This is a genomic window from Nitratidesulfovibrio sp. D1, from assembly GCF_051133415.1.
Classification (GTDB): domain Bacteria; phylum Desulfobacterota; class Desulfovibrionia; order Desulfovibrionales; family Desulfovibrionaceae; genus Cupidesulfovibrio.
This window is the reverse complement of sequence record NZ_JBPGNZ010000007.1, coordinates 79724-104190: the sequence shown is the minus strand read 5'-3', so window position 1 is coordinate 104190 and position 24467 is coordinate 79724. Positions and strand designations below refer to the sequence as shown.

Sequence of the window (24467 nt, the reverse complement as noted above, 5' to 3'; positions counted from 1 at the left end):
ACGGGGACGGCCGTCACGCGATGTGGCGGCCGTCGTGCGTTGGGGGAGGGGGACGGGGGCCGGAGGCTGCGGAAACAAGGCGTGCCTATGCGGCGTTGCGGTCGCGGTACATGGCCCACTGTTGCAGGAAGGCCGCCTCGAAGGACCGGCTTTCGGCGTAGGCGCGGGCGGCGACGCGCATGGCGTCCAGCCGGGCCGGGTCGGCGGCCATGTCCAGCATGGCCCGGGCCATGGCCGTGGCGTCGCCTTCCGGCACGATGGCCCCGGTGTGGCCGGGCAAGAGATTTTCCTGCGGCCCGCCCTTGTCGGTGACCACCACCGGCAGGCCGGATGCCTGCGCCTCCAGCACCACGTTGCCGAAGGTGTCGGTGCCGGAGGGAAACACGAAGACGTCCGACGAGGCGTAGGCGTTGGCCAGGTCGTCGCCGGTGAGGTACCCGGTGAAGGTTACCGGCAGGCCGCGCAGGGTCTGTTCCAGTTCGGCGCGGGCCGGGCCGTCGCCCACCAGCACCAGCCGCAGGTGCGGGGCGCGGGCCGCCACCAGCCGGTAGGCGTCGGCCAGCACGTGCAGGTTCTTTTCGCGCGACAGGCGCCCCACGTACAGGAAGCGCACCGGCTGGGCCGCCGGGCGGGGCGCGCCTGCCCCGGCGCGTGCTTCCCCGCTGTCCGGGAACGGGCGCGGCAGGGTCACGGTGCTGCCGTCGTAGCGGCTGAAGAACCCGTTGCGGCGGGCCGGGGTGAAGGTTTCGGTGTCGATGCCGCGCGGGTAGAAGGCGATGCGCTCGCGCGCGATGCCCCGTTCCGCCAGTTCGTCGCCGGTGGCGTGCGAGGGCACGTACACCCGGTCCATCTGGTTGTAATACCAGATCATGTACCGCCACATGGCTTCCTCCAGCCCGGCGTCCTCGGTCAGCATCATCACGTACTGCGGGAAGGCGGTGTGGTAGGTGGCGTGGATGGGCAGGCGCAGGATGCGCGCCGCCGCCAGCGCCACCAGCCCCACCGGGCCGGGCGTGGCCGAGTGCAGGTGGGTGAAGCCCTGGCGGTAGCAGTGGTCCAGAATCTTCAGCACCGGCGGGTAGTACAGGGCAAGGCCGGGATACTCCGGCATGGCGAACGAGCCGATGGGCCGGAAGGTGAACACGTCGGAACGGTCGGCCAGTTCCGGGTCGGCCACGCCGTCGGGCGCGCAGGTGATGACTTGCAGGCGCTTGTCGTTGCGGCGGGCGATGTCCAGTTGCAGTTGCAGGGTGCGGGCCACGCCGTTGACGTCGTAGAAGGTGTCGGTGAAGTGCCCCACGTGCAGGCGGCCCGTGGCGTGCCATTCGTCAGCATGGGCGTCAGCATGGGCGTCAGCATGGGCGTCAGCATGGGCGTCAGCATGGGCGTCAGCATGGGCGTCAGCATGGGCGTCAGCATGGGCGTCCGCGTGGGCATCGGCCCCGGCTTCCGCCTCGTGCGGCAGGAAGTGGTCGCGGCAGGCGCGGGCGAAGGCGCGGTCCTTGGTGAACAGGGTGTACCCCACGAAGTACGGGGCCAGGATGGCGTAGAGCGACCCTGCCGAGCCCACCACGTTGAACACGCTGAACAGGTCCGCGCCCATGGCGTTGTCCAGCAGGGTGTCGGCGAAGGTGCGGAGCACCCTTTCCGAGGCCTGGTCGGCAAAGCGCATCCAGGCGCGCTCGGTGCGCTCGCCGGTGATGCCTCCGGCGGGGCCGTCCAGCAGGGCGCGCAGTTCCGGGTCGTTGCGGATGATGTCCGCCGCTTCCGTTTGCAGGTGGTCCTGCACCGTGCGCGGGGTGGAGCCGGAAAACGACAGCTTCGGGCGGCGGTACCCGATGAGCCCGTGCAGCCTGGTCAGCAGGCCGCCTTCCGGTTCCGGCGCGCCGGTCAGCACCCGGTCGGCGAAGCGCAGCACCGTGTCGCGGTTGACGTGGCGGGCCAGGCCGAAGCGCTGTTTGTAGAACTGGTAGGCGATGGAATACAGGTTGTGGGCCATGGTCACCGGGGTGGCGGCGCTGCCGTGCGGCGTGCCGCGCCCTTCCATCACCCCGCGCAGGGCGTCGCGCACGCGGCCGTGACCCACGCCGGAAACCCCTTCGATGACCGTGTGGCTGCGGGCGATGTTCAGCGAGGAATGGTCGTCGGACCCGGCCATGAGGTGCTTCACCCACGGCCGCTCCATGCGCGGGGTCATGTCCTGCCGGTCGGCCATGGCGTCCATGTCGGCCGGGGTCAGCCCCTGCGCGATGGCCCGCAGGATGCCGTTCTGGAAGTCGTCGCGCGAGCCGTTCAGCTCGAACACCCGGAAGAGCAGCAGCAGCCGTTCCATGTGGTCCAGGGTCAGGCGCTCGTTCAGCGAGTACATGGCGTGGGCGCAGGCGTGGGGAATGCCCGACACGGCCAGGTAGTCCACCAGGTCGTAGATGTTCTCGCGCAGGCGGGTGATGTCGGCGTGGTGGGCCTCGGTCAGGTCCCAGGCCAGCACGTGGATCTTGCAATGGTCTTCGGGGAAGTAGGCGGTGATTTCCTCGCTGACGAAGGTGTGGTCCAGGTGGGCGATTTCGAGGCTGCCCGCCAGAGTGTTGTGGTCGGTGATAGTGACCAGGTCCATGCCCCGGCGGCGGGCGATGTCGTACAGCGCCCTGGGGTCGGTGTAGCTTTCCGCGCAGCCCAGCTTTTGCAGGATCCACTGCGAGGGGCGGGTGGAGTGGCGCGAGTGCACGTGCAGGTCAACGGAGAGCGGGGGGAAAGCGGAGCGGGGTGCGCCGGTGGATTGGCCGGTAGCCATGGGGTGCGACCTCCTGCGGGTTCCGGGGCCGCGCGTGGCGGTGCGAGCGCGCAGGCGCGGCGGCGGGTTGGGCGAATCCGGCAAGTGTCTGCGGATTGCCTGACGGTGTTGCAGGAGCAATGCGCTTCACCGGTGGCGCATGCGTGACGGCGTCGTGAATCTTGCGGGCGGTTGGGTGACGTTTTGGTCAGATGTCGCGGCGTCTCACGGTTATCAGATTGCCGAAGACGCCCATGTAGACCAGCGAGCATGGAACCATCAGCCCGGAAAGCTGGTGTTCAGCCGCGTATTCCAAGGTGTTCCAGAACCATAGCGGATTCATGACGGGGTCTTCCGGGCGGGGCATTTTGCCTATGCGCCCTGAGTAGATCATGAGAAAGAACATGACCACGCTGTAGGCGATCACCCACCCCATGGCGTGTTGCTGGGCGGCCTCGTCGCGCAGGCCGCGCAGGGCCAGCGTGATGACCCACAGCCGTACCCCGATGGCGGCGGTCTGGTGCAGCAGGCCCACCTGTTCCGGCGCGCCGCCGACGATCCACACCACGAAGTCGAAGACCCCGAACAGGAGCAGCAGGGCGACGGTGATGCGGCGTTTCATGCGGGCCTCCCGGCGGGCGGGGCAGATGCGGAACGGGGCAAAGGGCGGCGAAGCGGGCGCGAATCGTGTGTGCCGAAACGGGAGTACCGCCTTTCGATAGCGCGGTTCGCGTGCGAACGAAAGCGGGCCGCGCGGCACGGGACGGATGCGGAAAGAACGTACGGGGGGCGTGTTGCCGCTGCCGGGATGGACGCCCCATGCCGGAAAGAGTGACGGACCGCTCGCTACGCCGCCAGGATGTAGTCCCGGCCCTGCGCGTAGCCCGCGCCGTCGAGGAATTCCGTCAGTTCTTCCGCCGCGCCGTGCCCGGCCAGATACGCCACCAGAAACCCCTTGCCCGGCGCGGGCATGGCTTCGCGGCCCAGCACGGGCAGGCCGTCCACCCGGTTGCCGATCTTGCGCGGGTCGATGTCGATCCACGCCCGCACGGCGATGCCCTGCTCTATCAACTGGCGCGCCCGGCGGCGGCTGGCGCGGCCCGCGCCCACCACCCACACCTCGGGGTGGCGCGGATTGTGCCGGGCCAGCCAGCGGGCCAGGTACAGCCCCTTCAGGGTGTAGAAACCGTCTTCCGCGTAGTTGGGGTGGGTGCGCGAAAGGCGGCCCGGCGGGTCGTTCCAGGTCAGCAGGGTCTGCGGCAGCTTGGCCATGGCCACGCCCGCGTCCAGCCAGCGCAGCCACAGTTCGTAGTCTTCCGGGAAGGGGCCGTCGGCGTACGCGCCGTGCAGGCCGGGCAGTTCCGCGCGGAACATCACGGAGGGGTGCGCGAAGGGCGATTCGCGGAAGCGGGCCAGGGCGATGTCCGCGGGGTCCAGCAGGGTGTTGGTCCAGTCCACATGGCGGGCGTAGCCGCCGCAGCGGTGGCGGTCGCCGCCGAAGGCCACGCGGCAGCCCGCCAGGCCGATGTGCGGGTGGGCGTCCAGGAAGGCGCATTGCAGGGCCAGGCGCTGCGGGTGGCAGGTGTCGTCGGCGTCCATGCGCGCGATGTACCGGCCGCGCGCAAGGGCAAGGCCGTGGTTCAGCGCGGCCACGATGCCGCCGTGGGGGATGCGCGCCGGGCGGATGCGGGCGTCGCGCCCGGCAAAGGCGGCGAGCAGGGCGGGGGTGGCGTCGGTGGAGCCGTCGTCCACGGCCACCACCTCGAAGTCCGCGCCCGTTTGCGCCAGCAGGCTTTCCAGCGTGGCGGGCAGGGTGGCGGCGGCGTTCCAGACGGGCAGCACGACGCTGACGGCGGGACAGGGCTTGGGCATGGCGGCGCGGGTTGGGGTGAAACATCCGGGAGGGGGAGTCGCCTCCCTCCCCCGGCATGCTTTCCTATCCTTCGATTACTGCGTCACCCGCCCCATTCGCCTTGTCGCGCAGGGCGTCGCGGATGCGGCACACCCCGCACACCTCGTTGGAGGTGGGGTAGCCGCAGCGGGTGCAGGGGGTCAGGTCCACGCCGTCCTCGCTGTCGGCGCGGGCGAACACCGGGCGGCCGCGTTCCAGGAAGCCCTGGTAGAAGTCCAGCTTGCGGCCGGGCATTTCCTCTTCCAGGTCGGTCCACAGCTTCTTGTAGAAGGTGAAGCTGGCCCCGCCGGAGTAGGGGCAGGGCGCGTAGTGGTGCTCGATGCCCATGAGGAAGGCGTAGTTGGCGGTCTCGAATTCCGACAGCCGCCACAAGGGCTTGACCTTGCGGGCGAAGCCGCCGTCTGCGGCAAGGTCCGGGCCCTGGTCACTCAGGTAGGCCACGTCCCAGCGCAGGGTGTTGCTGAACAGCCGGGCGATTTCGTCGTCCAGGTTGTGGCCGGTGGCCAGCACGGTGAAGTTTTCGTCCAGCGCGGTCTTGTTGAAGAAGTAGCGCTTGACCTTGCCGCACGCCGAGCACACCGGCCGGTTCAGCCGGGCCTTCACGTCGGGAATGGCCAGGCCCTCGGCCCCCATTTCCTTCACGATCAGGTTCAGTCCGTGCTTTTGGCAGAAGCGCTCCACCACCCCGCGCGCGGCGGGAGAGGAGCCGGGAATGGCCAGGTCGATGTGCAGGCCGGTGACGTCGTAGCCCTGCCGCGAAAGCTCCAGCATCAGGCTCAGCGAATCCTTGCCGCCGGAAAGGGCGACCAGGATGCGGTCGTCATGGGTGAACAGCTTGCGTTCCTTGATGCCGCGCTCCACCTGCCGGGTGAAGAACAGCAGGAAGCATTCGGCGCAGAAGCCGGTATGGTGGCTGGGCAGGGCGACGACGGCCGTCTCCTTGCAGCGTTTGCATTTCATGGCGGGTGATCCTTTCGGGTTGCGGTGCGTGCGGTGCCTGTCTTGAAAGGCGCCGGCCACAGCCTGGGAAGTGGAAATCGCCGCAAACGGCGGGATTTCGTTCTCTGGCAAGGAAGACGAAGTTTTTGCGGAGGGAGCGTGCGGCAGCCGTTGCACGAACAACGTGAGTGCTACGGATGGCGACAGCATCGCGCTCTTGTTGTACGTGACCGGAGCAAAAGCGAGCCTGACGCGCTGCTCTCGATGGCCGTATGGCTCGCGGACTCGCCAACGGCCACGCTTCGCGCCCTTCGGGTCGGTCAGCCAGAGGGCGAAAGCGCGCCGCGTGTTATCCGCTTGAAGTGACGATGCGGATCAACAACTCATCATCCGGCAGCACTTCGCGGTCGGGGGTGAGCAGGCCGCCGTCGCGCACGACGATGGCCGTGGCGGGGCGGATGCCCAGCTTGCGCAGCACCTGCAGCACGGTCTTCTCGCGCGGCATGGTCAGCAACTGTTCCTTGGGTTGCAGGCGCACCGTGATGGTGCGGGGGACGAACGCGCGGCGTTCGCCGGGTGTGGTTTCCGGGGTGTGTTCCATGTCCCGTCTCCGGGTGAAGGTTCGGGGGAAGGGCGCGGCCGCAACGTTTTCCACGGCGGCGCCCGGGCCGCGTACCGGAAGCGCACCATACCCGTTTGCGCCCCGATGGCAAGGTGCGGCGCCCTTGCGGCAGGGGCTGCCCGGAGGGCGTGTACTCCCGGCCCGGCGGCAATGACGGGGGGAACGCGCAGCCCGCCCGCGCGTGAAGATGCCGCGCCGCCGGGGCGGGTTGCTTGTCTTCATCGCGCGCCTGTACTATTCTCTGCAAAGGTGCGGGGACAGCACGCCGCCCGCGCGCCAATGTGGCGGCGCGGCGTCCCGCAGGCCCCTTCCCCCAGCGTTCCGAGCCTTCGGAGGTGAACCATGTCGGCCAAGAAGATCCTTGTCGTGGACGATGAAAAGCACATCCGCATGCTGTACCAGGAAGAGCTGGAGAGCGAAGGCTACACCGTGGCCGTGTCCGACGGGCGCGAACCCATCCTCGACGTGGTGGCGCGCGAAAAGCCCCTGGTGGTGGTGCTCGACATCAAGCTGGGGCCGGACATCTCCGGCCTGGACCTGTTGCAGGAAATCCGCCGGGGCGACCCCACCCTGCCGGTCATCCTGTCCACCGCCTACGATTCCTTCCAGCACGACCTGAAGTCGGTGGTGGCGGACTACTACGTGGTCAAGTCCGTGGACCTCACGGAACTGAAGGCCAAGGTGGCCCTCGCCATCGAAAAGCGCCCCTGACGCTTCACCTCTCTTTCCGCGCTCCGTCCCGCCCTATCCGGCCCGCCCCGCGCTGGCCCGTGGCGGTGCGTCCGCGCCATTCTTCGCGCAGGTGGCATGCCCCTTGCTTTTGTCCCTTGGGGCGGGCTCCGGCTTGCGCGATATTGCGCGATAGCCGTGCGCCGTGCGGCCGACACGCGGATTGCGTGCCGCGTGCGCCTGCCCGTGCCGTCCGGCGCGGCCCGCCCCGTTTTTGAGCCTTCGTCCCAGGCCCGCCAGGCGCCCGGCAACCGTCTGGCGGACGCGGGCGGGGTGTTGTATCGCGCCGTCCGCGCATCCGGCGGCCCGGTGCGTCGCGCCGCCCCGCGCCAACCACAGAGGTGCCCATGCCAGACTCCCTGTTCCCCGTCGGCCGCCGCGTCGCGCTGAACCGGCTCATCTACATGGGCATCCTGGTGGCGTCGGTGCTGCCGCTGGTGCTGATTCTGGGGGTCATGAACCTGCATCTGGGGGTGTCGTTCCGCGAGATGGTCTTCGGCCAGGCGCGCGAAATCGCCGACCGACACAGCCAGAAGATCGACGACTTCCTGCACGAACGCCTGGCCAGCGTGCAGATGCTGGTGGAGGCGCAGGGCGCGGGCCTGCTGGACCCGGCCAACCTCAACCGCAAGCTGGAAGCCCTGCGCAGCGCCTACGGCGGGGTGTACGTGGACCTCGGCATGGTGGACGATGGCGGCATCCAGCGGGTGTACGCCGGACCCCACCGCCTGGAAGGCACGGACTATTCCCGTGGGGACTGGTTCCTTCAGGCTGGCGCGCGCGACGTGTTCGTCAGCGACGTGTTTCTGGGGGTGCGCAAGTCGCCCCATTTCATCGTGGCCGTGAAGCTGAAGGTGGACGGCAGGTCCTGGATCCTGCGCTCCACCATCGATTTCGCCAGCTTCGTCTCGCTGGTGGAGGACATCCGCGTGGGGTCCACCGGCCAGGCCTGCATCATCAACCGCAGCGGGGAATTCCAGACCTCCGGCGGCCGCCATGCGCCGGGCGACGGCACCCAACTGGCGGAGTTCGCCCGCCGGGTGTTCGGCGGCGGCATCGCGGGCATGGAGCAGGAGCGCGCCTTCGAGGAAGGCGACATGCTCTACGCCATGTCGCGCCTGAAGGGCGGCGACTGGGTGCTGGTCTTCCAGCAGTCCTCGCGCGAGGCGTTGCAGGGCCTGCACGCGGCGCAGCGCACCCTGTTCCTGGTGCTGGGGCTGGCCTCCATCGCGGTGCTGGTGCTGGGCATGTTCCTGGCCCAGCGCATCATCGAGCGCATCGACGGCCTGGAACGCGAGATGGCCGCCCTCAACGCCCAGGTGGTGGAGGCGGGCAAGCTGTCCGCCCTGGGGGAGATGGCGGCGGGCATCGCCCACGAGATCAACAACCCCGTGGCCATCATGATGGAGGAGGCGGGCTGGATAGAGGACGTGCTGGGCGAATTGCAGGAGCAGGACGCCGTGCGCGAGATAGGCGACAGCGCCCGGCAGATCCGCACCCAGGGTGTGCGCTGCCGCGACATCACCCACAAGCTGCTCAGCTTCGCCCGCCGCTCCGACCGCGAGGTGCACGCGGTGGACATCAACGCCATGGTCACCGAGATGGTGGAGCTTTCCGGCCAGAAGGCGCGCACCGTCAGCGTGCACGTGGTGGTGGCCCTTGCCGAGGGGTTGCCGCCGGTGGCCGCCTCGCCCTCCGAATTGCAGCAGGTGTTCCTGAACCTGTTCAACAACGCCTTCGACGCCATGGAAGGTTCCGGCGGCACCCTGAAGGTGGCCACCCTGATGAGCGACGGCGGCATGGTGGCCGTGAACGTGGCCGACACCGGCCCCGGCATGCCGGAAGCCATCCTGCAACGCATCTACGACCCGTTCTTCACCACCAAGCCGGTGGGCAAGGGGACGGGGCTCGGGCTGTCCATCTGCTACGGCATCGTCAACAAGATGGGCGGCGAGATAAAGGTCAGCAGCATCGTGGGGGTGGGCACCACCTTCCAGGTGCTGCTGCCGCCGTACGACCCCGCGGTGCATGCGGCGCAGGCCGCGCAGGGCGCCGGACGGCTGGCGGGCGGGGAGCGCACGGCCTTCTGCCCCGCGCCGCGCGCCATGGTCCAGACCGCCGCGAACCACAAGGCCTCCGGCAGCGGGGCCACGGAGGATAGTGCATGAGCGAGACCCACTCCCACGCGCCGCCGGGTGCGCCGTCCGGAGCAGGTCCGGGCGGCGGGCCGGAGGGTTCCGCCACGCCGGTGCGGCTGCTGCTGGTGGACGACGAGGCGGGCTTCATCCGGGTGATGCAGAAGCGCCTTGCCCGGCGCGGCTACGTGGTGGACACGGCGGGCAGCGGCACGGACGCCCTGCGCGCCCTGCGGGGCGCCACCTACGACGCGGCGGTGTTCGACCTGAAGATGGACGACATGGACGGCTTCGAACTGTTGCGCGTGGTGCGGCGCATGGCCCCGGAAATGGCCGTGATCATGCTGACCGGCCATGGTGGGGCCGAAGAGGCCCGCGAGGGCATGCGCCTTGGCGCGGCCGGATATCTGCTGAAGCCCTGCGAGATGGAAGAGCTGGTCTGCGCCATCGAGCGGGCCTTGGGGCGCGGCGCGGCGGTGTAGCCCGCGCGCGACTGACGCAACTGGCGCGACTGGCGCAAGGGGCGCAAGGCCCGCGCGGCCATGCGCCCCTTGCCCTGCCCCCGCCTTCGTGGTAGCCGCTGGGGTCATGTTCGAAACCGACATCGCCGCCAAAGTAAAGCTGCTGGCCGCCGCCTTCGTGCCCATGCTGCTCGGCATGGTCTGCCACGAAGTGGCGCACGGCTGGGCCGCGTGGAAACGCGGCGACCCCACCGCCAAGATGCTGGGCAGGCTGACCCTGAACCCGCTGCCGCATCTGGACGTGATGGGCTCGCTGCTGTTCGTGTTCACCGCCCTGACCAGCCCCTTCATCCTCGGCTGGGCCAAGCCCGTTCCCGTGAACCCCCGCTATTTCCGCTCCATCCGGCGCGACATGGCGCTGGTTTCCGTGGCCGGCCCGCTCACCAACATGCTGGTGGCGCTAGGGTTCGCCCTGTGCCTGCGGCTGCTCACGCTGGCCATGCCCGTCACGCTCTGGGGCGGCCACGGCGTGTACGACTTTTTCCTGTACATGTTCTTCGTGGGCATAAAGGTGAACTTCATGCTGGCATGGTTCAACCTGCTGCCCATTCCGCCGCTGGACGGCGGCAGCATCCTCGCGGGCGTCCTGCCGCGTTCCATCAGCTGGCATTACCAGAAGATGGAGCGCTACGGGCTCATCGTGCTGGTGGTGCTGCTGGCCACGGGCATGCTGTTCCCGATCCTGTCCCCGCTGGTGCAGAATTCGCTGGAATTCACCCTGTGGCTCGTGGGGCTTGAATAGCCCCGCCCGCCTTCGCCGCGCTACGACATCCCATCCCCTCCCGGAGGAACGACAGATCATGACCACCCCCGACAAGCGCACCGTTTCCGGCATGCGGCCCACCGGGCCGTTGCATCTCGGCCACTACTTCGGCGTGCTGAAGAACTGGGTCGAGATGCAGCACGAGATGGAGGCGTTCTTCTTCGTGGCCGACTGGCACGCCCTGACCAGCGACTACGCCGATCCTTCGCGCATCCGGGATTTCGTGCCCGAACTGGTCACCGACTGGGTGGCCGCCGGTCTGGACCCGGAAAAGTGCGTGATGTTCCAGCAGTCGCACATCAAGGAACACGCGGAACTGCACCTCATCCTGTCCATGATCACCCCGGTGAGCTGGCTGGAACGCAATCCCACCTACAAGGAACAGAAGCAGGAAGTGGTCAACAAGGACCTGGGCAACTACGGGTTCCTGGGCTACCCGGTGCTGATGGCCTCCGACATCCTGATCTACCACCCCAAGTGGGTGCCCGTGGGCCAGGACCAGTTGCCGCACCTTGAACTGACCCGCGAGATCGCGCGCCGCTTCAACTTCCTGTACGGCGAATACTTCCCCGAGCCCGAGGCGCGCCTGACCCCGGCGGCCAAGTGTCCCGGCCTGGACGGCCGCAAGATGTCCAAGAGCTATGGCAACGCCATCTACCTGCGCGACACCATGGAGGAAATCGCCCCCAAGGTGCGCGGCATGTTCACCGACACCAACCGCCTGCGCAAGAGCGACCCCGGCAACCCCGACGTGTGCAACCTGTTCCCCTACCACGAACTGATGGCCACCCCGGAACAGCAGGCCGAAATCCGCCAGGGCTGCACCTCCGCCTCGCTGGGCTGCGTGGACTGCAAGAAGATCTTCCTCGAAAACCTGGGCGCGTTCCTGGGGCCGCTGCACGAGCGCCGCGCCGCGCTGCTGGCCAACCCCAAGGGCATCCAGGACATCCTGGAGGCCGGGGACGCCCGCGCCCGCGCCGAAGCGGCGAGGATCATGGACGGCGTGCGCGGCCGCATCAACTTCTAGGCGGCACCGCCACAAGGTGCCTTTTGCCCTCTGCCTGCGTCGGAACGTCTTTGGATTCCGGTCGAGTACGATAAGAGTACACTCCCTTCATCCAAAGGCGTTCCTCCTTGGCAGAGAACAAAATGCCCTCCTGTGGCGGCACCGCCTGTTGCCGCCATAGAGGATGATGGCTGAATCCCATTGATCACGATGGGTGTGCCTCTGCTCTCTCGAATTCAAAAGATGACCGCGCCGGACATCCGACGCACTGCCAAGCGAGGCGACGATGACCGGCGAGACGAACAACTGTGGCGGCTGCGGCGCGCCAGGGGCGGAAGCCGCGCAGGGCGACGAGACGCAGGCATTTCTGGAAAGCCTGCCGGAGCTGCATGACGGCGAGACCTTCCGCTTCGCCTGCCATCCCGGCGTGCGCTGCTTCAACGCCTGCTGTTCCGACCTGAACATGCCGCTCACGCCGTACGACGTGCTGCGGCTGCGCCGCAACCTGGGCATGGGCAGCGAGGAATTCATCAACACCCATGCCCGCGTGGGCCAGTACCCGGACACCGGGTTTCCCGCCCTGTTCCTGCGCATGAGCGACCACCCGCTGAAGCTGTGCCCCTTCGTCAGCGACGCCGGGTGCACCGTGTACCCCGACCGTTCCGGGGCCTGCCGCACCTATCCGCTGGGGCGGGCCACCAAGGAGGACGGGCAGGGCAACGTGGTGGAGCAGTTCTTCGTGGTGCGCGAGGAGCATTGCAGGGGCTTCGACGAGTCCGGCCAGTGGTCCAGCGCCACATGGCTTGCCGACCAGGGGCTGGAACCGTACAACGCCTCCAACGACCGCTACATGCGCCTCATGGCGCGCTGCAAGCGGCAGGGCGCGGCCATCAGCCCCAAACAGGCCACCATGGTGTTGCTGGCCTGCTACCAGTTGGACCGGTTCGCCGATTTCATCCGGGGCGTGCGATTGTTCGACCGGCTGGACATGCCCGCCGACCGGCAGCAACTGGTGCTGGACGACGAGGAGGCCCGGCTGGACTTCGCCTACGACTGGGCGGAGCTGGTGCTGTTCGGCGATTGCGCGGCACTGCGCATGAAGGGGTAGCGGGTTCGGTCCGCGTTTTCGGGCGGAATGCGGCCACGGGCCCCCATGGTCCCGCCATGGGGACCCGTGGCTGCAATGTGCAACGAATGTCCAATGCCCGTCCGGCAGATGTCCGGCACATGCCTGGCACATGCCCGGCGGGCCATCCGGAGCCTTTCATGGACGCCAACCATTCCGGCCCGGCCAACCTCGATCTGAGCCACCCCGCCGTGGTGTCCCGCGCCGATCTGCCGGGCCTGCTGGCCCCTCGTCGCGCCGCCGGGCAGCGGGTGGTGTTCACCAACGGCTGCTACGACATCCTGCACCCCGGCCACGTGGACCTGCTGGCCCGCGCCCGCGCCGAGGGCGATCTGCTGGTGCTGGGCCTGAATTCCGACGCGTCGGTGCGGCGGCAGGGCAAGGGCGCGGACCGTCCGGTGAACCCCTTCGCGGTGCGGGCCTACGTGCTGGCCCATCTGGCCAGCGTGGACTACGTGGTGGAGTTCGACGAGGACACTCCTCACGCGCTCATCGCGGAAATCCAGCCCGACGTGCTGGTCAAGGGCGGCGACTGGTCCGTGGACCGCATCGTGGGGCGCGACGTGGTGCAGGCCCGTGGTGGGCGGGTGCTCAGCCTGCCCCTGCTGCCCGGCTTTTCCACCACCGGGCTCGTCCGGCGCATCCGGGCCGGGCTGTCCGCTGGCGAGGAGGAATAACCCCGGCCATATTTTTTTCGTGCGTGCGCCGCACGGAACTTGCGCGTCATGACAGGATGTGCAAACAGAGTATCCCCGATATTCCAGGCGAATATCGGGGATACTCTGTTTTGTGCAAGCGCTTCGCGCAGGATTTGTCGCGCTGTTTGCGCTTTGCGTGATTGTCCGGGGGCGGCTGCGGCTAATGATAGTGGCCGTTCAGGAAATTTTCCGCGAAGCGTTGCACCGCCGCCTCGTCCACCATCAGCATGTCCAACTGGCGGGTGACGATGAGCAGCCGCCCCAGTTGCACCAGCCGTTCGGCGATCTGCGGGGCCGCGAACTTCTGGAAGCGGGCGGTGACCATGTCGCCCCGCACCTCCACCTGGAAACCGATGGATTCCAGGATTATGCCGATGCAGCGCACCCGGCGGTTCTTGCGCGTTTCGTCCGCCGCGCCGCCCTTGAACTGGAAGGTGATGTAGTTCTTGTTCATGGTCTGGCCGCAGTAAGCGTCCAGCACCCCGTAGTGGTAGCCCACGCGCGAACTGAAATTCAGGTACTTGTCGGAGACCAGGGCGTAGCTGCGGTCGCCGAAGCGCTGGCCGTGCATGGTGGGCGGCTCGATCATGTGGCGGCTCATGACCGACAGGAAGCCGCTCATGTCCACCGGGCGCGGGCCGCGCTGGTGCACCGCCGGGTCCAGCATGCCGTCCAGCAGCGCCTTGAACGGTGCGGAGACCACCTGTTCCGGCCACGCGTAGGGGCCGTCCACGTCGGTCAGGCCGCCGCCAAGGTCGATGACGTGCAGGTCCAGCGGCACCGGGGCCTTCATCTCCACGGCCACGGCCCCGGCGTCGGACACCGTGTCCGACAGCCGGAACATGTGGGCATAGGACAGTTCGTGCACGAAGCGCATCACGTCGTGGATGGTGCGGCAGGCGGCGGGGGTGAAATCGTCCGACTTGGGGTCGTGCAGGTTCAGGGGCGAGACAAGCGCGGCCACCTGCTTGAGCAGGTTGTGGATGGGCGTGTCGCGCAGGCACACGGCGCGTTCCTCGCGCAGGGGCAGGAGTTCCTCCACCCGGCCTTGGTAGACCCGGCAGGAAAAGGCGTCCACGGTCACCTCCATGCCCACGCGCAGCGCGGCCATGGCCCCCGGCGCGTTGACGATGGTGGGCACCCCGAATTCCCGCGCCAGCGAGGCCATGTGCCCGGTGATGCTGCCCGCCTCGGCCACGATGGCCTGGGCGCGTTGCATGACCAGCACGTACGACGGCGAGGAATGCATGGCCACCAGGATGCCGCCCTCGGGGAACAGGGCCAGTTCTTCCGCGTCCCTGGGTTGCAGCACGGGGCCGCAGCCCACGCCGGGGCAGGCGGGTTCGCCGCCGTGCAGCAGCAGGGGGTAGCCCTCCATGAGCGGCGTGGTGCGCGCGTCGCCGCGCGGGGTGGTGGTCAGCGGGCGGGCCTGGAGCAGCAGCAGCCGTCCGGACGGGTCCAGCGCCCATTCCACGTCCTGGGGCACCCCGTAGTGCGCCTCCACCCGCATGCCGATGCGGGCCAGTTCGGCGGCCTGGGTGTCGGTCAGGCAGGGAGCCTCGCGCTGGGGTTCGGGCACGTCCTCCTCGCGCAGGCGGCCATCGTCGCCGGGAGCCAGGCGGTGCGCCTTGCAGACGATATGGCGCGATACCGGGTGGGGGGCGTCCTCGCGGCTGAACAGCCAGGTGTCCGGCTCCATTTCGCCGTCCACCACGGCCGCGCCCAGCCCCCACGCGGCGTTGATGACCATGGAATCGGACAGCAGGTCCACGGGATGGCGGGTGAACAGCACCCCGGCGGCCACGGAATCCACCATTTCCATGCAGGCCACGGCCATGGCGCTGGCGTCCAGGGTGATGCCCTGGTGCAGGCGGTACACGATGGCCTGGGGCATGAACAGGCTGGCCACCACCCGCTTCCACGCGTCCACCACGCCGTCGCGGGGCACGTTGAGCACCGAAAGGTACTGCCCGGCGAAGGACACGTGGCTGTCCTCGCTAAGGGCGCTGGACCGCACGGCCAGGCGCAGCGGGGCGCCGCCGCTTTCCGGGCCGCCCGGGCCGCCCGTTTCGTCCGTATCGGCGGGGCCGAACGCCGCGTCGCAGGCGGCGCGCAGGGCGTCTGCCACGTCGGGCGGCACGGTGGCGGCGGCGAACAGGTCCTGGATGTCCTCGGCCACGTCCAGCACGCTTTCCGGGTCCTGCGGGTCCACTTCGCGCAGGCGCTTGCGTATCTCGCCCATCAGCCCGTCATGCTCCATGAAGGCGTAATAGGCGCGCGTGGTTATGGCGAAACCGCGCGGCACGGGAACCCCCACCCGCGAGGTCAGTTCGCCAAGGTTGGCGCACTTGCCGCCCACCCAGTCCACCATGTCGCCGTTGATCTCGGCGAAGGGCAGGGCGTAGGCGTCCACCGTGGCCTGGGGGCGGCTTTCCAGCAGGCCGGTGATTTCCGCGTTGATGCGCTCCACCACGCCGGGCAGGGCGGGGTAGGCGTCATTGGAGATGGCGTTGAGCCCGGTGACCATGCGCATGGCGTGGAACACCGCCCGCGTGGCCTGCGAGCGCAGCCACGTGGCCCCGAACAGGGTGCAGCCCGCGATCTTCTCGTCAATGTCCGCGAGGATGCGGGCCAGTTCCGCGTTGGAGTCCAGCAGGTCCTTGAAGTGGGCGTAGCGGGCGCGGAACACCCGCATGACCCGCTCGCGCGATTCGGCGTCCACGGCGCGCCTGCGGCCGAACAGCGAGCGCAGGCGGTCCAGCAGCGAGACGGGCGGCGGCGCGGCCAGCATGGGTCACCTCCGGGACGGCGTCGCCGCAACGCCGTCGGTCAGCACGTACCGGGTGGCCGGGCCCTTGCCCACCTTGCGGATGAAGCCCTTGCGAACCATGTCTTGCAAGTCGTACTGCGCCGTGCGCACGGGTATCTCGTTGCCCACGATGTCCTGGTACTGGGTGCGGGTGATGCCGCCGTTGCGGCTGATGAACTCCCACGCGGCGCGCTGGCGCGGGTTCAGGGTGGACAGGGGCGGCACGGAAGATGTGTCGGTCCCGGCGCGCGGGTGGCGGCCGTTGCCGGGGGGCATCCCGGCCCGGTCGCCCCGGTCATTCTGGTCACCCCGGCCCTGTCCACCGTGTCCGCCGTGTCCGCCGTGTCCGCCACGCAGGCCCGACACGTCCGACCAGTCCGGCCCGCCGCCGCCTCCCCCGGCCGCCACGATGCGCCCGCTGACCGGGTCGTACACGGTGGCTCCCGAGGGCGCGGCCACGACGCCTCCGCCCGGCATGCCCGAGGGGCCGTAGCCCGCCCCGTAGGCGGCTCCGTCATTGGGGTGGAGGGGCGCATGGGGGGAAGGCTGCCCGTAGCCCTGCGGCGGCGCGCCGGGCGCGCCCGGCTGGCCCATGCCGGAAAGGGCCGGGGAGGGCGGCAGCAGCGCCCCGTGCGACAGGGTGGGGTCCAGTTCCGCGCCGAAGCGCAGGTCTTCGGCGTACAGGGTGTCCCCTTCGGCAAAGGCCACGGCGCGGGTGATGCAGTTCTTCACCTCGCGCACGTTGCCCGGCCAGTCGTAGGCCAGCAGCTTTTCCAGCGCCCCGCGCGACAGGCCCATGGCCGGGCGCTTCAGGGTTTGCGCGGCCTGCTTCAGGAAATAGTCGGCCAGGGCGGGGATGTCCTCGCGCCGGTCGCGCAGGGGTGGCGTGTTGATGGTGATCACCGCCAGCCGGTAGTACAGGTCTTCGCGGAAGGTGCCCTGGCGCGCGCATTCCTTCAGGTCCACGTTGGTGGCCGCGATGATGCGCGCATCGAAGGGAAGCTCGTCGTCGCTGCCCAGCGGGCGGATGCGCCGCACCGACAGGGCGCGCAGCAGGGCCTGCTGCACCTTGGGCGAGGCGTTGCCGATCTCGTCGAGGTGCAGCGTGCCGCCGTCGGCCGCCACGAAGGCCCCCTTGCGCTCGCCCCGCGCCTCGGAAAAGGCGCCCTTGACGTGCCCGAACAGGGCGTCCAGCAGCAGGTTTTCGTCCAGCGCGCCGCAATTGATGGAAATGAACGGTCCCTCGGCGCGGTCGCTGGTCATGTGGATGGCCTCGGCCGCCAGTTCCTTGCCGGTGCCCGTCTCGCCGATGATCAGCACGTCGGCCTCCACGCCGGAGGCCTTGCGGATCAGGCCGCGCAGGCCGCGCACCGATTCGCTGGTGCCCACGATGCCGGGCATGGTGTCCTGCGGCGAAAGCTGGCTCTGCGGCTGCTGTTGCGCGATTTCCGTGTCCAGGCATACCCGCTGCCGCCGCCGGGTGGACTGGATGTGCTCCTCGCGCAGACGCAATTCCTCGTTGCGCGCCCGCAGGGCGACGAACAGGTCGTTGGTGGTCTGGCGCAGGGCCTCGGCCTCGGGGTGCACCCGGCCCAGTTCGATGGGTGAAAGGTCGCCCGATTCCAGCTTGCCGCTGGCCTCTTCCGCGATGCGGTGCAGCGGCCCGGCGATGCCGCGCCCCAGCATGCCCAAGATGAACGCCGCCGCGGCGCTGGAGCACAGCCCGAACACGAACAGCGCGCCGTACAGCTTGTACGACGCGGCCATGGCCAGGAAGCTGGTGTCGGTGTAGGCGATGCCGCCCACCACTACGGTGCTGGCGCCCGGCCCTTCGCTGAAGGTGACCGGCGCGTAGCTGATGTAGAAGGCGCGGTTCAGGGGCGAGGGGTCTTCCAGCATGGCGCCCAGGCGGTTCTGGCCGGAATTGCCGGACTGGACCTCCGTGACCATGCCCCAGTAGCGCTCCTGCTCGGGACTGGGGCGGAAGGCCGCCTCGAAGCCGGGGCGGCCGAAGTCGCCGCGCATGCCCGAGCGCACGGTGTCGGTGGAAAGGTCCAGGTTGGGATGCTCGGGCGACTCCGACTGGAACAGGATCCAGCCGTGCGCGTCGAAGAAGAAGCTGCGGTGCTTCTCCGTCTCTTCCGGAAAGATGTACAGCGGCGAACGGCGCGATGCGTACACCGACAGCACGTTGCGCATGGCCAGCATGTCCACCGAAAGGGTGAGCAGCCCGGTCTGGTTGCCCGCGGCGTCGATCACCGGGGTGGTCAGGCGCAGCACGTGCATGGACAGCCCCTGCACCGTGCCCGCAGAGGGCACGGAGGGGTAGACCACCTCGGTGGGGGCGGAAATGCGCACGAAGCCGGGCTTGGGCTCCTGCGTGTTCTGGCGGGTCAGCGGGCCGAACCGGGTGGCCAGGGCCTGTTCCAGCGGCACCATCCACACGTCGCGCCCGGTGTTCAGCAGCACCATGCGGTTGTCGGGGGTGGAGCCCTGGTAGGCTATCTCGCGGTACAGGGTGCCCATGGTTTCGGCGCGGGTGCGCAGGTGGTGGGCCAGCGAGGCGGCCGAGATGTCGGTGCGGGCGAGGTAGAGCAACTCGCGCCGGGCCTGCTGGAGCACCTGCTCCATCTCGTGGGCCTGCGCCAGCGTGGCCAGCAGCGAACTGCGCCCCAGCGCGTCGTGCAGGAAGTTCTGGGAGATGCGGTGGGAGATGACCCCGCTGATGACCAGCAGCAGCATGAACGCGGGCAGCGCGGCGAACAGCAGCCGCTTGGCGATGCTCCATTCCGAGAAATTGCCTTCCAGCCGGAACAGCGTGCCGAACAGCGGCGGCCGATAGTAGCGCATGCCTTCTCCCTGCGTGGGTGCGGGGCGGTGTACCGCCCGTATCCGGAAACGCGGCGCGCGGGGGCGCTGCGGTCTGGCCGTGGTGGGCAACGCGCGTGCGCGCCGGGTCCGTGCGCGCCGGTCCCGTGCGCCCCGGTCCCGCCGTCTGGCGGTGCGGCTCGCGCGCGAGTGCGCGCCAACGTCCGCTTGCCGGGGTGGAGGGCGCGCCGGTGCCTGTCGCGCTGCATTGGCATGAGCGCGTACACCTTCGCTTATGAGCGTTTCCCTCCTCTTCTGCAACAGCATGCGGCGGGGGGAAAGGCAGACGAAAGCGGGCCGTTCACGGGCGCGGTTGCTTGAGAAATTATGTACAATGTTTTGCGCAATCATGCAAGCGCATCTTGCGCGAAAGGAGATTACATAAATAAAAATAGTGTATTAAAAATTTTGGCATGCGACTTGCTTTCTCCGGGTCGCGCGAAGAGAACCGCGCAATGTACAGGACCAAAACCGCACTCCAAGGGGGGGTGCGGGTGGACGGAAAGGCGGGCTCCGACGCCGGACGGGATCGCGAAAGGCGAGGACGGGCCGGAGGCGGCAGCCGAAAAGGGCGGCAGGGGCTGCCCGCAACCTGGAGGATGCACATGAGAAGGATCAAGACGCTGTTCATGTCGCTGCTGACGTTCGTGCTGGCCATTCCCGGCCTGGCGCTGGCCGCAGGCGGTGGCGGCGCTCCCGTGGTCATCGTGGCCGACACCCGCAAGCTGGACGGGGTCATGGCCTGGTGGGCGAACCTGTACAACGAAAGCCACGTGCAGTTCACGGTGCTGACCATCATCCTGATTCCGCTGGTCGGCGTGATCTTCGGCGTGCTTGCCGACATCGTGATGAACTGGATCGGCATCGACCTGAAGTCCCGCGAACTGGCCGAGCATTAGGCCGCGCCCGCACCAAAGGAGAATAACGATGGAATGGCTCTATATCCTCATGCCCATCGCGGGCGTTAAGATCTTCTGGCCCGGCCTGATCATTCTCGGCGTGGGCGTCGGCATCATCGGCGGCTTCTTCGGCATGGGCGGCGCGTGGATGGTGACCCCCGGCCTGAACATCCTCGGCTTCCCCATGGCCTTCGCCATCGGGACGGACATCGCCCACATGGCGGGCAAGTCGCTCATCTCCACCATGCGCCACGGCAAGTTCGGCAACGTGGACTACAAGCTGGGGATGATCATGCTGGTGGGCACCGTCGTGGGCTTCGAAGTGGGGGCCCAGATGGTCATGTGGCTCGAGCGCGTGGGCAACGTCGAAAAGGTCGTGCGCTGGATCTACATCGCCCTGCTGACCCTGATCGCGTGGATGGTCTTCCACGACGTGGCCAAGCGCCGCGAGAAGGAACGCCAGGCCGCCGCACGCGGTGAAAAGCTGGAAGCCGGGGCCACCGGCGTCGAATGGCACAAGGCCCTGCACAAGATCAAGATTCCCCCCATGGTGCACCTGCACGAAGCCGGCATCTACTGCTCCGCGTGGCTGCCCATCATCGTCAGCTTCGCCACCGGCTGGCTGGCGGGCATCCTGGGCATCGGCGGCGGTCTCATCCGCATGCCCGCCCTGATCTACCTCATCGGCTGCCCGACCCACGTGGCCGTCGGCACCGACCTGTTCGAAGTCATGATCTCCGGCCTGTACGGCGCCGCCACCTACACCTACAAGGGCCGCACCGAACTGGTGGCCGCCATGATCATGCTGGTGGGCGCCTCCGTGGGCGCGCAGGTGGGCGCGGTCGCCACCAAGTACATCAAGGGTTACGGCATCCGCATCGCCTTCGGCCTCGCCGTGGTCGGCTGCGCCATCTCCATCCTGATGAAGCTCGTGCAGCCCTGGCTTCCCCAGTTCAGGAGCGCGCTGGACACCGCCGCCACCGTGCTGGTGCTGGGCCTGGTGTCCTGCATGTCGCTGTACATCTTCATCCGCATGATCCAGGGCGTGAAGATGGAACTGGCCCGCAAGAAGGCCGCCTAGCCGCGCCGCGCACGAGAGAAGGAGAAAACATATGAGACGCTTTCTGCTGATGCTGCTCGTCGTGGCGCTGCCCCTCGGCCTCGTGGGCTGCGGTGAATACGGCAAGGTGGACCAGGGCCGGGTGATCGCATACGACAAGAACGCGAAAACCGTCACCCTGATCCAGGACAAGGCCATGGAGCCGCTGAACCCGGACTACTCCATCCTGCCCCCCCACACCTACAAGCTGCCCACCGACCCCGCCGAAATGGGCCCCGAGCCCAGGGCCGGGCAGCGCATGAAGCTGGACACCAAGGCCAACATCATCCGCATCTTCAACACCAAGACCCAGGCGTTCGAAGACATCGCGTTCAAGATGGTGGACCTGCAGGAGAACATCGACCGCAACCATCCGCTGGTGTACGACAAGGCCACGGAATCCGCGAAGAAGTTCCCCATGGTGGACCGCGACAAGAAGACCGTGACCATCTACTCGGGCCGCCAGAAGATGCTGTGCACCATCTCGATGCCTGACGAATACTTCGCACTGCCCGATTCCACCTGGGATGCCGGCGACGAAGTGCGCGTGTACTACAAGGCCGAGGGCGTATCCCTGCGCTTCATGAACATCTCCAGGACCGACATCTTCAAGAAGTAGACAGACGGCGGCGGGGCCGGCGACGGCCCCGCCCCTTCCCCCCCTTCCGCCCCGCCATGCCCCGTATACGGCCTGGCGGGCCGGAACGGGCGGAAGAAGCCCGAGGACAACAGACAAGGAGCGACACCGTGGAAGACCAGATGGATTTCGCAACCACCGTGGCCCACAAGCTGCTGGTGCTGACCATGAACCTGCTGGCCATCGCGGCGGTGTGCGCGGGCATGTACCGCGCCTCGTTCGTGCCGGACGAATTCACCCCGGTGTTCTTCAAGACCTTCTTCGCGGTGCTGGGGCCGTCGCTGGTGCTGGGCTGGTGCGCCAAGCGCTGGCTGCGCGCCAGGGGCCGCGCGTGACCAGATCGGTGCATCTGGCGCGCCTGCACCGGCGTTCCGGGCGGGTGGCGCTGCTGCTTCTGCTGGTCTGCGCGCTCAGCCTGGTGGACGGGCTGGTGGGCAGGATGCAGCAGGGCTTCAACCGCACCGACGCGCTGCCCGGCGGCGAATACCCGGTCAGCGGGCCGCTGCCGCCCCAGACCGAAACCATCGAGGACATGGTCATCGAGGGCGGCACCGACGACAGGCAGGTGCGCCTCGTTCCCTACGAAATCTATTCCGGCTACTGGCTGGGCGGAAAGATGTGGCGCGGCGCCATCAAGGTGGGGACCAGCCCCGCCTCCGGCGAATACGTCATCCGCGTGCATGACAAGTACGGCGAAAAGCAGAACCCCACGCTGATCTTCGCGGTGGTGGTCTGGCCCGACGAGGCCACCATGAAGGCCAACTCTCCGGAACGGCTCACCCGCTGGTTCGGCGTCAGCGCCTTCAGCCTGTCCGCGCTGGTGCTGCCCTTCGCCCTGCTGGCGGGCTTCGGCAACTTCATGCTGGGCCGGGCCTGGAGCCGGGCGCTGCTGGCCGAGCGCAGCGCCGAGATCTACAAGCTGCTGCCCGCGCCGGACGGCGGCGGCAAGGACGTCACCTTCGGCCTTGGCGTGCAGCACGGGGCCAGCCCCGGCATGCGCTGCCGCATCAGCCGCCCGGACGGCACCCCCGTGGGCGAGGCGCGGGTGGTGGAATGCACGGCGCGCGATTGCGTGGCCCGCATACCGCATGGCCTGAACGTGCAGCCCGGCGATGTGGTGACCCTGCCCGACATGGTGGCCGGGCCGGCGGAAACGCGCCGCGCCTGACGGGGCTGGGCCAGACGGGTCTGGTCTGACGGGGCTGGGCCAGACGGGCCAGGTGGACAGGAGGGGGAACATGGACTGCCCGGAATTGCTGAAAAGCTGCCGCATCCTGCTGGTGGACGACGAGGACGGCTTTCGTGACGCGCTGCTGCGCCGCATGCGCAAGCGCGGGGTGGCCATCGAGGGCGTGGCCAGCGGCCGGGCCGCCCTGGAATGGCTGGCCCGCGAGACGGTGGACGTGGTGATCCTGGACATCCAGCTGGGGGACATGGACGGCCGCGACGTGCTGCGCGAGATCCGCAAGGCCGGCGGCGAGGACCCGGCGGTGATCATCCTGAGCGGGCACGCCTACACGGATATCGCCCTGGACGCCATGCGGGCCGGGGCCAGCGACTATCTGCTCAAACCCTGCCCGGTGGAGGAATTGCTGGAGCGCATCGAGACCGCGTTCGAGCAGGTGCTGGAGCGCCGCGCGGCGCAATGAGGGCCTAAATTGTCTTTTCGCCCGTTGGCTTCGTCAAACTTCACCTGCCATATCGGCCGAATACGATAAGAGTATACTCCCTCATGGCAGGCTCGTTTTCCTTGCCAACGAACGAAAATCCTAATTTAGGGCGCGGTAACTCGGTAGCTGGCGGAAAAATTTTGCCGGGCAGCCCCGCGGCCGGCGGACACCCGCCGCCAATGTTCCACGACAGCATACGCCCATTCCCCTCGCAGTCCGGGGCGGAACCTTCGCAGCAGACGGTTCCGCCCCGGTCTCATTCGTGGCGGCGGGAAGGCGGAGGAGGCGCGGCAACGGCCATGTCAGTCGCGCAGCAGCACCCAGGTCAGCTCGTGCTTGTTGTGGGCCAGGTGCAGCAGGCGCGACCCCGGCACCGCCGCGAAGGCGCGCGCCGTGGCGTGGTCCGTTTCGGCCTGGAACTTCAGGGTGCACACGAAGTTGCGGCACTGCCCCAGTTCCAGCCAGCGGCCCACGGTGGCCAGCAGCCGGTCGGGGTAGCAGATCACGTCGGAGAACAGCCAGTCCACGGCTCCGGCGTGGCGCGGGTCCAGGCCGAAGGCGCTGCCCGTGCAGAAGTTCACGTTGGGGTGGGCGGCGATGTGCGGGGCGATATCCGCCTTGTCCACGCTGAACACCCGCGCCCCCAGTTCCGCCAGCACCCAGGTCCATCCGCCGGGGCAACTGCCCAGGTCCAGGCACAGTTCGCCGGGGCCGGGCCGCCTGCTGAGCAGCGTGAACAGTTCCCACAGCTTCAGGTAGGCGCGGGTGGGGGGCACGGTGCGGTTTTCCTCGAAGCGCGGTTCGCCGTCGGGGAAGGGGCTGGAGCACCGGGCGGATGCCAGCACCAGGTCTAGCTCCCACAGGGTCCATGAGCCCAGCGGCGCCGTGGGCGGCGCATCGCCGAACGCCAGGGGCCGGGCGGCCACGCGGGGCAGCTGCTCCTGGATCAGCGCGGCCCGGCGGTGATGGCCGGTGGCGTGCAGGTGCCAGTTGCGCTGGATGGCCTTCAGCTTGCGGGCCGCGTCGCCGATGGAGGCCACGGGGATGGACACCGGCTCCAGCCAGATGTTCTGCGCCCATGCCGCCGGGCGGGGCGGCCCCTGCGCCGCCACCAGCCGTCCGCGCACGTCCAGCACGCGCGCGCCGTGCAGGTTTTCCAGTTCGTGGACCAGGTCGTCCGTGAACCCGGCGGCGGCGATGTAGATGGTGCGGTCGGCGAGTGGGGTGGCGGTCATGTCCGTGTCCGAGGGGGTTCGGGAAAGGG

At 68.5% G+C, this 24467-nt stretch carries 21 protein-coding genes; 13 read left to right on the top strand and 8 right to left on the bottom strand.

The window, feature by feature from the left end; genetic code table 11:
- Positions 1 to 85: 85 nt before the first annotated feature.
- The 5 genes from ACR4XJ_RS14330 to ACR4XJ_RS14310 form a co-directional block, all read right to left on the bottom strand.
- Positions 86 to 2791 carry a glycosyltransferase gene (locus ACR4XJ_RS14330; RefSeq protein WP_434755846.1) on the bottom strand — a complete coding sequence of 902 codons (2706 nt, stop codon included), beginning with the start codon at positions 2789 to 2791 and terminating at the stop codon, positions 86 to 88.
- Positions 2792 to 2978: 187 nt separating this feature from the next.
- A complete protein-coding gene (locus ACR4XJ_RS14325; protein WP_434755845.1) occupies positions 2979 to 3392 on the bottom strand; it encodes a hypothetical protein in 414 nt (137 codons plus the stop codon).
- Between the two features lie 224 nt (positions 3393 to 3616).
- Positions 3617 to 4642 (bottom strand): glycosyltransferase family 2 protein, encoded by a 1026-nt coding sequence (locus tag ACR4XJ_RS14320; RefSeq protein WP_434755844.1) that lies wholly within the window; start codon positions 4640 to 4642, stop codon positions 3617 to 3619.
- Positions 4643 to 4706: 64 nt separating this feature from the next.
- A complete protein-coding gene (locus ACR4XJ_RS14315; protein ID WP_434755843.1) occupies positions 4707 to 5642 on the bottom strand; it encodes an ATP-binding protein in 936 nt (311 codons plus the stop codon).
- A 328-nt stretch (positions 5643 to 5970) separates the two neighbouring features.
- A complete protein-coding gene (locus tag ACR4XJ_RS14310; RefSeq protein WP_333506060.1) occupies positions 5971 to 6222 on the bottom strand; it encodes a hypothetical protein in 252 nt (83 codons plus the stop codon).
- Positions 6223 to 6585: 363 nt separating this feature from the next.
- Between ACR4XJ_RS14310 and ACR4XJ_RS14305 the strand changes: the two genes are divergently transcribed.
- The 7 genes from ACR4XJ_RS14305 (at position 6586) to rfaE2 (ending at position 13200) form a co-directional block, all read left to right on the top strand.
- Positions 6586 to 6954, top strand: coding sequence for a response regulator (locus ACR4XJ_RS14305; RefSeq protein WP_434755842.1), 369 nt, complete (start codon positions 6586 to 6588; stop codon positions 6952 to 6954).
- 365 nt (positions 6955 to 7319) lie between these two features.
- A complete protein-coding gene (locus ACR4XJ_RS14300) occupies positions 7320 to 9140 on the top strand; it encodes a sensor histidine kinase (protein WP_434755841.1) in 1821 nt (606 codons plus the stop codon).
- Positions 9137 to 9589 (top strand): response regulator, encoded by a 453-nt coding sequence (locus ACR4XJ_RS14295; protein WP_434755840.1) that lies wholly within the window; start codon positions 9137 to 9139, stop codon positions 9587 to 9589. The genes ACR4XJ_RS14300 and ACR4XJ_RS14295 overlap by 4 nt, the downstream gene beginning before the upstream one ends.
- 106 nt (positions 9590 to 9695) lie before the next feature.
- Positions 9696 to 10370, top strand: coding sequence for a site-2 protease family protein (locus ACR4XJ_RS14290; protein WP_434755839.1), 675 nt, complete (start codon positions 9696 to 9698; stop codon positions 10368 to 10370).
- A 58-nt stretch (positions 10371 to 10428) separates the two neighbouring features.
- Positions 10429 to 11418, top strand: a complete 990-nt coding sequence (gene trpS / locus ACR4XJ_RS14285; protein ID WP_434755838.1) for a tryptophan--tRNA ligase — start codon at positions 10429 to 10431, stop codon at positions 11416 to 11418.
- A gap of 265 nt (positions 11419 to 11683) precedes the next feature.
- Positions 11684 to 12505, top strand: a complete 822-nt coding sequence (locus ACR4XJ_RS14280) for a YkgJ family cysteine cluster protein (protein ID WP_434755837.1) — start codon at positions 11684 to 11686, stop codon at positions 12503 to 12505.
- 158 nt (positions 12506 to 12663) lie between these two features.
- Positions 12664 to 13200, top strand: coding sequence for a D-glycero-beta-D-manno-heptose 1-phosphate adenylyltransferase (gene rfaE2 / locus ACR4XJ_RS14275; RefSeq protein WP_434755836.1), 537 nt, complete (start codon positions 12664 to 12666; stop codon positions 13198 to 13200).
- A gap of 181 nt (positions 13201 to 13381) precedes the next feature.
- On the opposite strand, the gene ACR4XJ_RS14270 is transcribed toward rfaE2, so the two are convergent.
- On the bottom strand, positions 13382 to 16012 hold the full coding sequence (locus ACR4XJ_RS14270; protein ID WP_434755835.1) for a PEP/pyruvate-binding domain-containing protein: 2631 nt from the start codon (positions 16010 to 16012) through the stop codon (positions 13382 to 13384).
- Positions 16013 to 16015: 3 nt separating this feature from the next.
- Complete coding sequence (locus ACR4XJ_RS14265; RefSeq protein ID WP_434755834.1) at positions 16016 to 18880, bottom strand: sigma 54-interacting transcriptional regulator; 2865 nt, start codon at positions 18878 to 18880, stop codon at positions 16016 to 16018.
- A 623-nt stretch (positions 18881 to 19503) separates the two neighbouring features.
- On the opposite strand from ACR4XJ_RS14265, the gene ACR4XJ_RS14260 reads away from it, so the two are divergent.
- The 6 genes from ACR4XJ_RS14260 (at position 19504) to ACR4XJ_RS14235 (ending at position 23182) form a co-directional block, all read left to right on the top strand.
- Positions 19504 to 19797 carry a DVU0150 family protein gene (locus ACR4XJ_RS14260; RefSeq protein ID WP_434755833.1) on the top strand — a complete coding sequence of 98 codons (294 nt, stop codon included), beginning with the start codon at positions 19504 to 19506 and terminating at the stop codon, positions 19795 to 19797.
- Between the two features lie 28 nt (positions 19798 to 19825).
- Positions 19826 to 20878 (top strand): sulfite exporter TauE/SafE family protein, encoded by a 1053-nt coding sequence (locus ACR4XJ_RS14255; protein WP_434755832.1) that lies wholly within the window; start codon positions 19826 to 19828, stop codon positions 20876 to 20878.
- Positions 20879 to 20909: 31 nt separating this feature from the next.
- Complete coding sequence (locus ACR4XJ_RS14250) at positions 20910 to 21515, top strand: DUF4881 domain-containing protein (protein WP_434755831.1); 606 nt, start codon at positions 20910 to 20912, stop codon at positions 21513 to 21515.
- Between the two features lie 128 nt (positions 21516 to 21643).
- Positions 21644 to 21868, top strand: coding sequence for a hypothetical protein (locus tag ACR4XJ_RS14245; RefSeq protein ID WP_434755830.1), 225 nt, complete (start codon positions 21644 to 21646; stop codon positions 21866 to 21868).
- Entirely contained in the window at positions 21865 to 22701 is an 837-nt protein-coding gene (locus ACR4XJ_RS14240; RefSeq protein WP_434755829.1) for a hypothetical protein, read from the top strand. Before ACR4XJ_RS14245 ends, ACR4XJ_RS14240 begins: the two co-directional genes overlap by 4 nt.
- A 70-nt stretch (positions 22702 to 22771) precedes the next feature.
- Entirely contained in the window at positions 22772 to 23182 is a 411-nt protein-coding gene (locus ACR4XJ_RS14235) for a response regulator (RefSeq protein WP_434755828.1), read from the top strand.
- Between the two features lie 323 nt (positions 23183 to 23505).
- On the opposite strand, the gene ACR4XJ_RS14230 is transcribed toward ACR4XJ_RS14235, so the two are convergent.
- Positions 23506 to 24438: an SAM-dependent methyltransferase gene (locus ACR4XJ_RS14230; protein WP_434755827.1), complete on the bottom strand. Its 933-nt coding sequence runs from the start codon at positions 24436 to 24438 to the stop codon at positions 23506 to 23508.
- Between the last annotated feature and the right edge of the window lie 29 nt (positions 24439 to 24467).

Bases quoted from the DNA above. Each gene is read 5' to 3' on its own strand.
- ACR4XJ_RS14255 (WP_434755832.1), top strand. From the start codon at position 19,826: ATGGAATGGCTCTATATCCTCATGCCCATCGCGGGCGTTAAGATCTTC.
- ACR4XJ_RS14320 (WP_434755844.1), bottom strand. From the start codon at position 4,642: ATGCCCAAGCCCTGTCCCGCCGTCAGCGTCGTGCTGCCCGTCTGGAAC.
- ACR4XJ_RS14280 (WP_434755837.1), top strand. From the start codon at position 11,684: ATGACCGGCGAGACGAACAACTGTGGCGGCTGCGGCGCGCCAGGGGCG.
- ACR4XJ_RS14270 (WP_434755835.1), bottom strand. From the start codon at position 16,012: ATGCTGGCCGCGCCGCCGCCCGTCTCGCTGCTGGACCGCCTGCGCTCG.
- rfaE2 (WP_434755836.1), top strand. From the start codon at position 12,664: ATGGACGCCAACCATTCCGGCCCGGCCAACCTCGATCTGAGCCACCCC.
- ACR4XJ_RS14260 (WP_434755833.1), top strand. From the start codon at position 19,504: ATGAGAAGGATCAAGACGCTGTTCATGTCGCTGCTGACGTTCGTGCTG.
- ACR4XJ_RS14235 (WP_434755828.1), top strand. From the start codon at position 22,772: ATGGACTGCCCGGAATTGCTGAAAAGCTGCCGCATCCTGCTGGTGGAC.
- ACR4XJ_RS14265 (WP_434755834.1), bottom strand. From the start codon at position 18,880: ATGCGCTACTATCGGCCGCCGCTGTTCGGCACGCTGTTCCGGCTGGAA.
- ACR4XJ_RS14290 (WP_434755839.1), top strand. From the start codon at position 9,696: ATGTTCGAAACCGACATCGCCGCCAAAGTAAAGCTGCTGGCCGCCGCC.
- ACR4XJ_RS14325 (WP_434755845.1), bottom strand. From the start codon at position 3,392: ATGAAACGCCGCATCACCGTCGCCCTGCTGCTCCTGTTCGGGGTCTTC.
- ACR4XJ_RS14305 (WP_434755842.1), top strand. From the start codon at position 6,586: ATGTCGGCCAAGAAGATCCTTGTCGTGGACGATGAAAAGCACATCCGC.
- ACR4XJ_RS14250 (WP_434755831.1), top strand. From the start codon at position 20,910: ATGAGACGCTTTCTGCTGATGCTGCTCGTCGTGGCGCTGCCCCTCGGC.
- ACR4XJ_RS14330 (WP_434755846.1), bottom strand. From the start codon at position 2,791: ATGGCTACCGGCCAATCCACCGGCGCACCCCGCTCCGCTTTCCCCCCG.
- trpS (WP_434755838.1), top strand. From the start codon at position 10,429: ATGACCACCCCCGACAAGCGCACCGTTTCCGGCATGCGGCCCACCGGG.
- ACR4XJ_RS14230 (WP_434755827.1), bottom strand. From the start codon at position 24,438: ATGACCGCCACCCCACTCGCCGACCGCACCATCTACATCGCCGCCGCC.
- ACR4XJ_RS14295 (WP_434755840.1), top strand. From the start codon at position 9,137: ATGAGCGAGACCCACTCCCACGCGCCGCCGGGTGCGCCGTCCGGAGCA.
- ACR4XJ_RS14310 (WP_333506060.1), bottom strand. From the start codon at position 6,222: ATGGAACACACCCCGGAAACCACACCCGGCGAACGCCGCGCGTTCGTC.
- ACR4XJ_RS14300 (WP_434755841.1), top strand. From the start codon at position 7,320: ATGCCAGACTCCCTGTTCCCCGTCGGCCGCCGCGTCGCGCTGAACCGG.
- ACR4XJ_RS14315 (WP_434755843.1), bottom strand. From the start codon at position 5,642: ATGAAATGCAAACGCTGCAAGGAGACGGCCGTCGTCGCCCTGCCCAGC.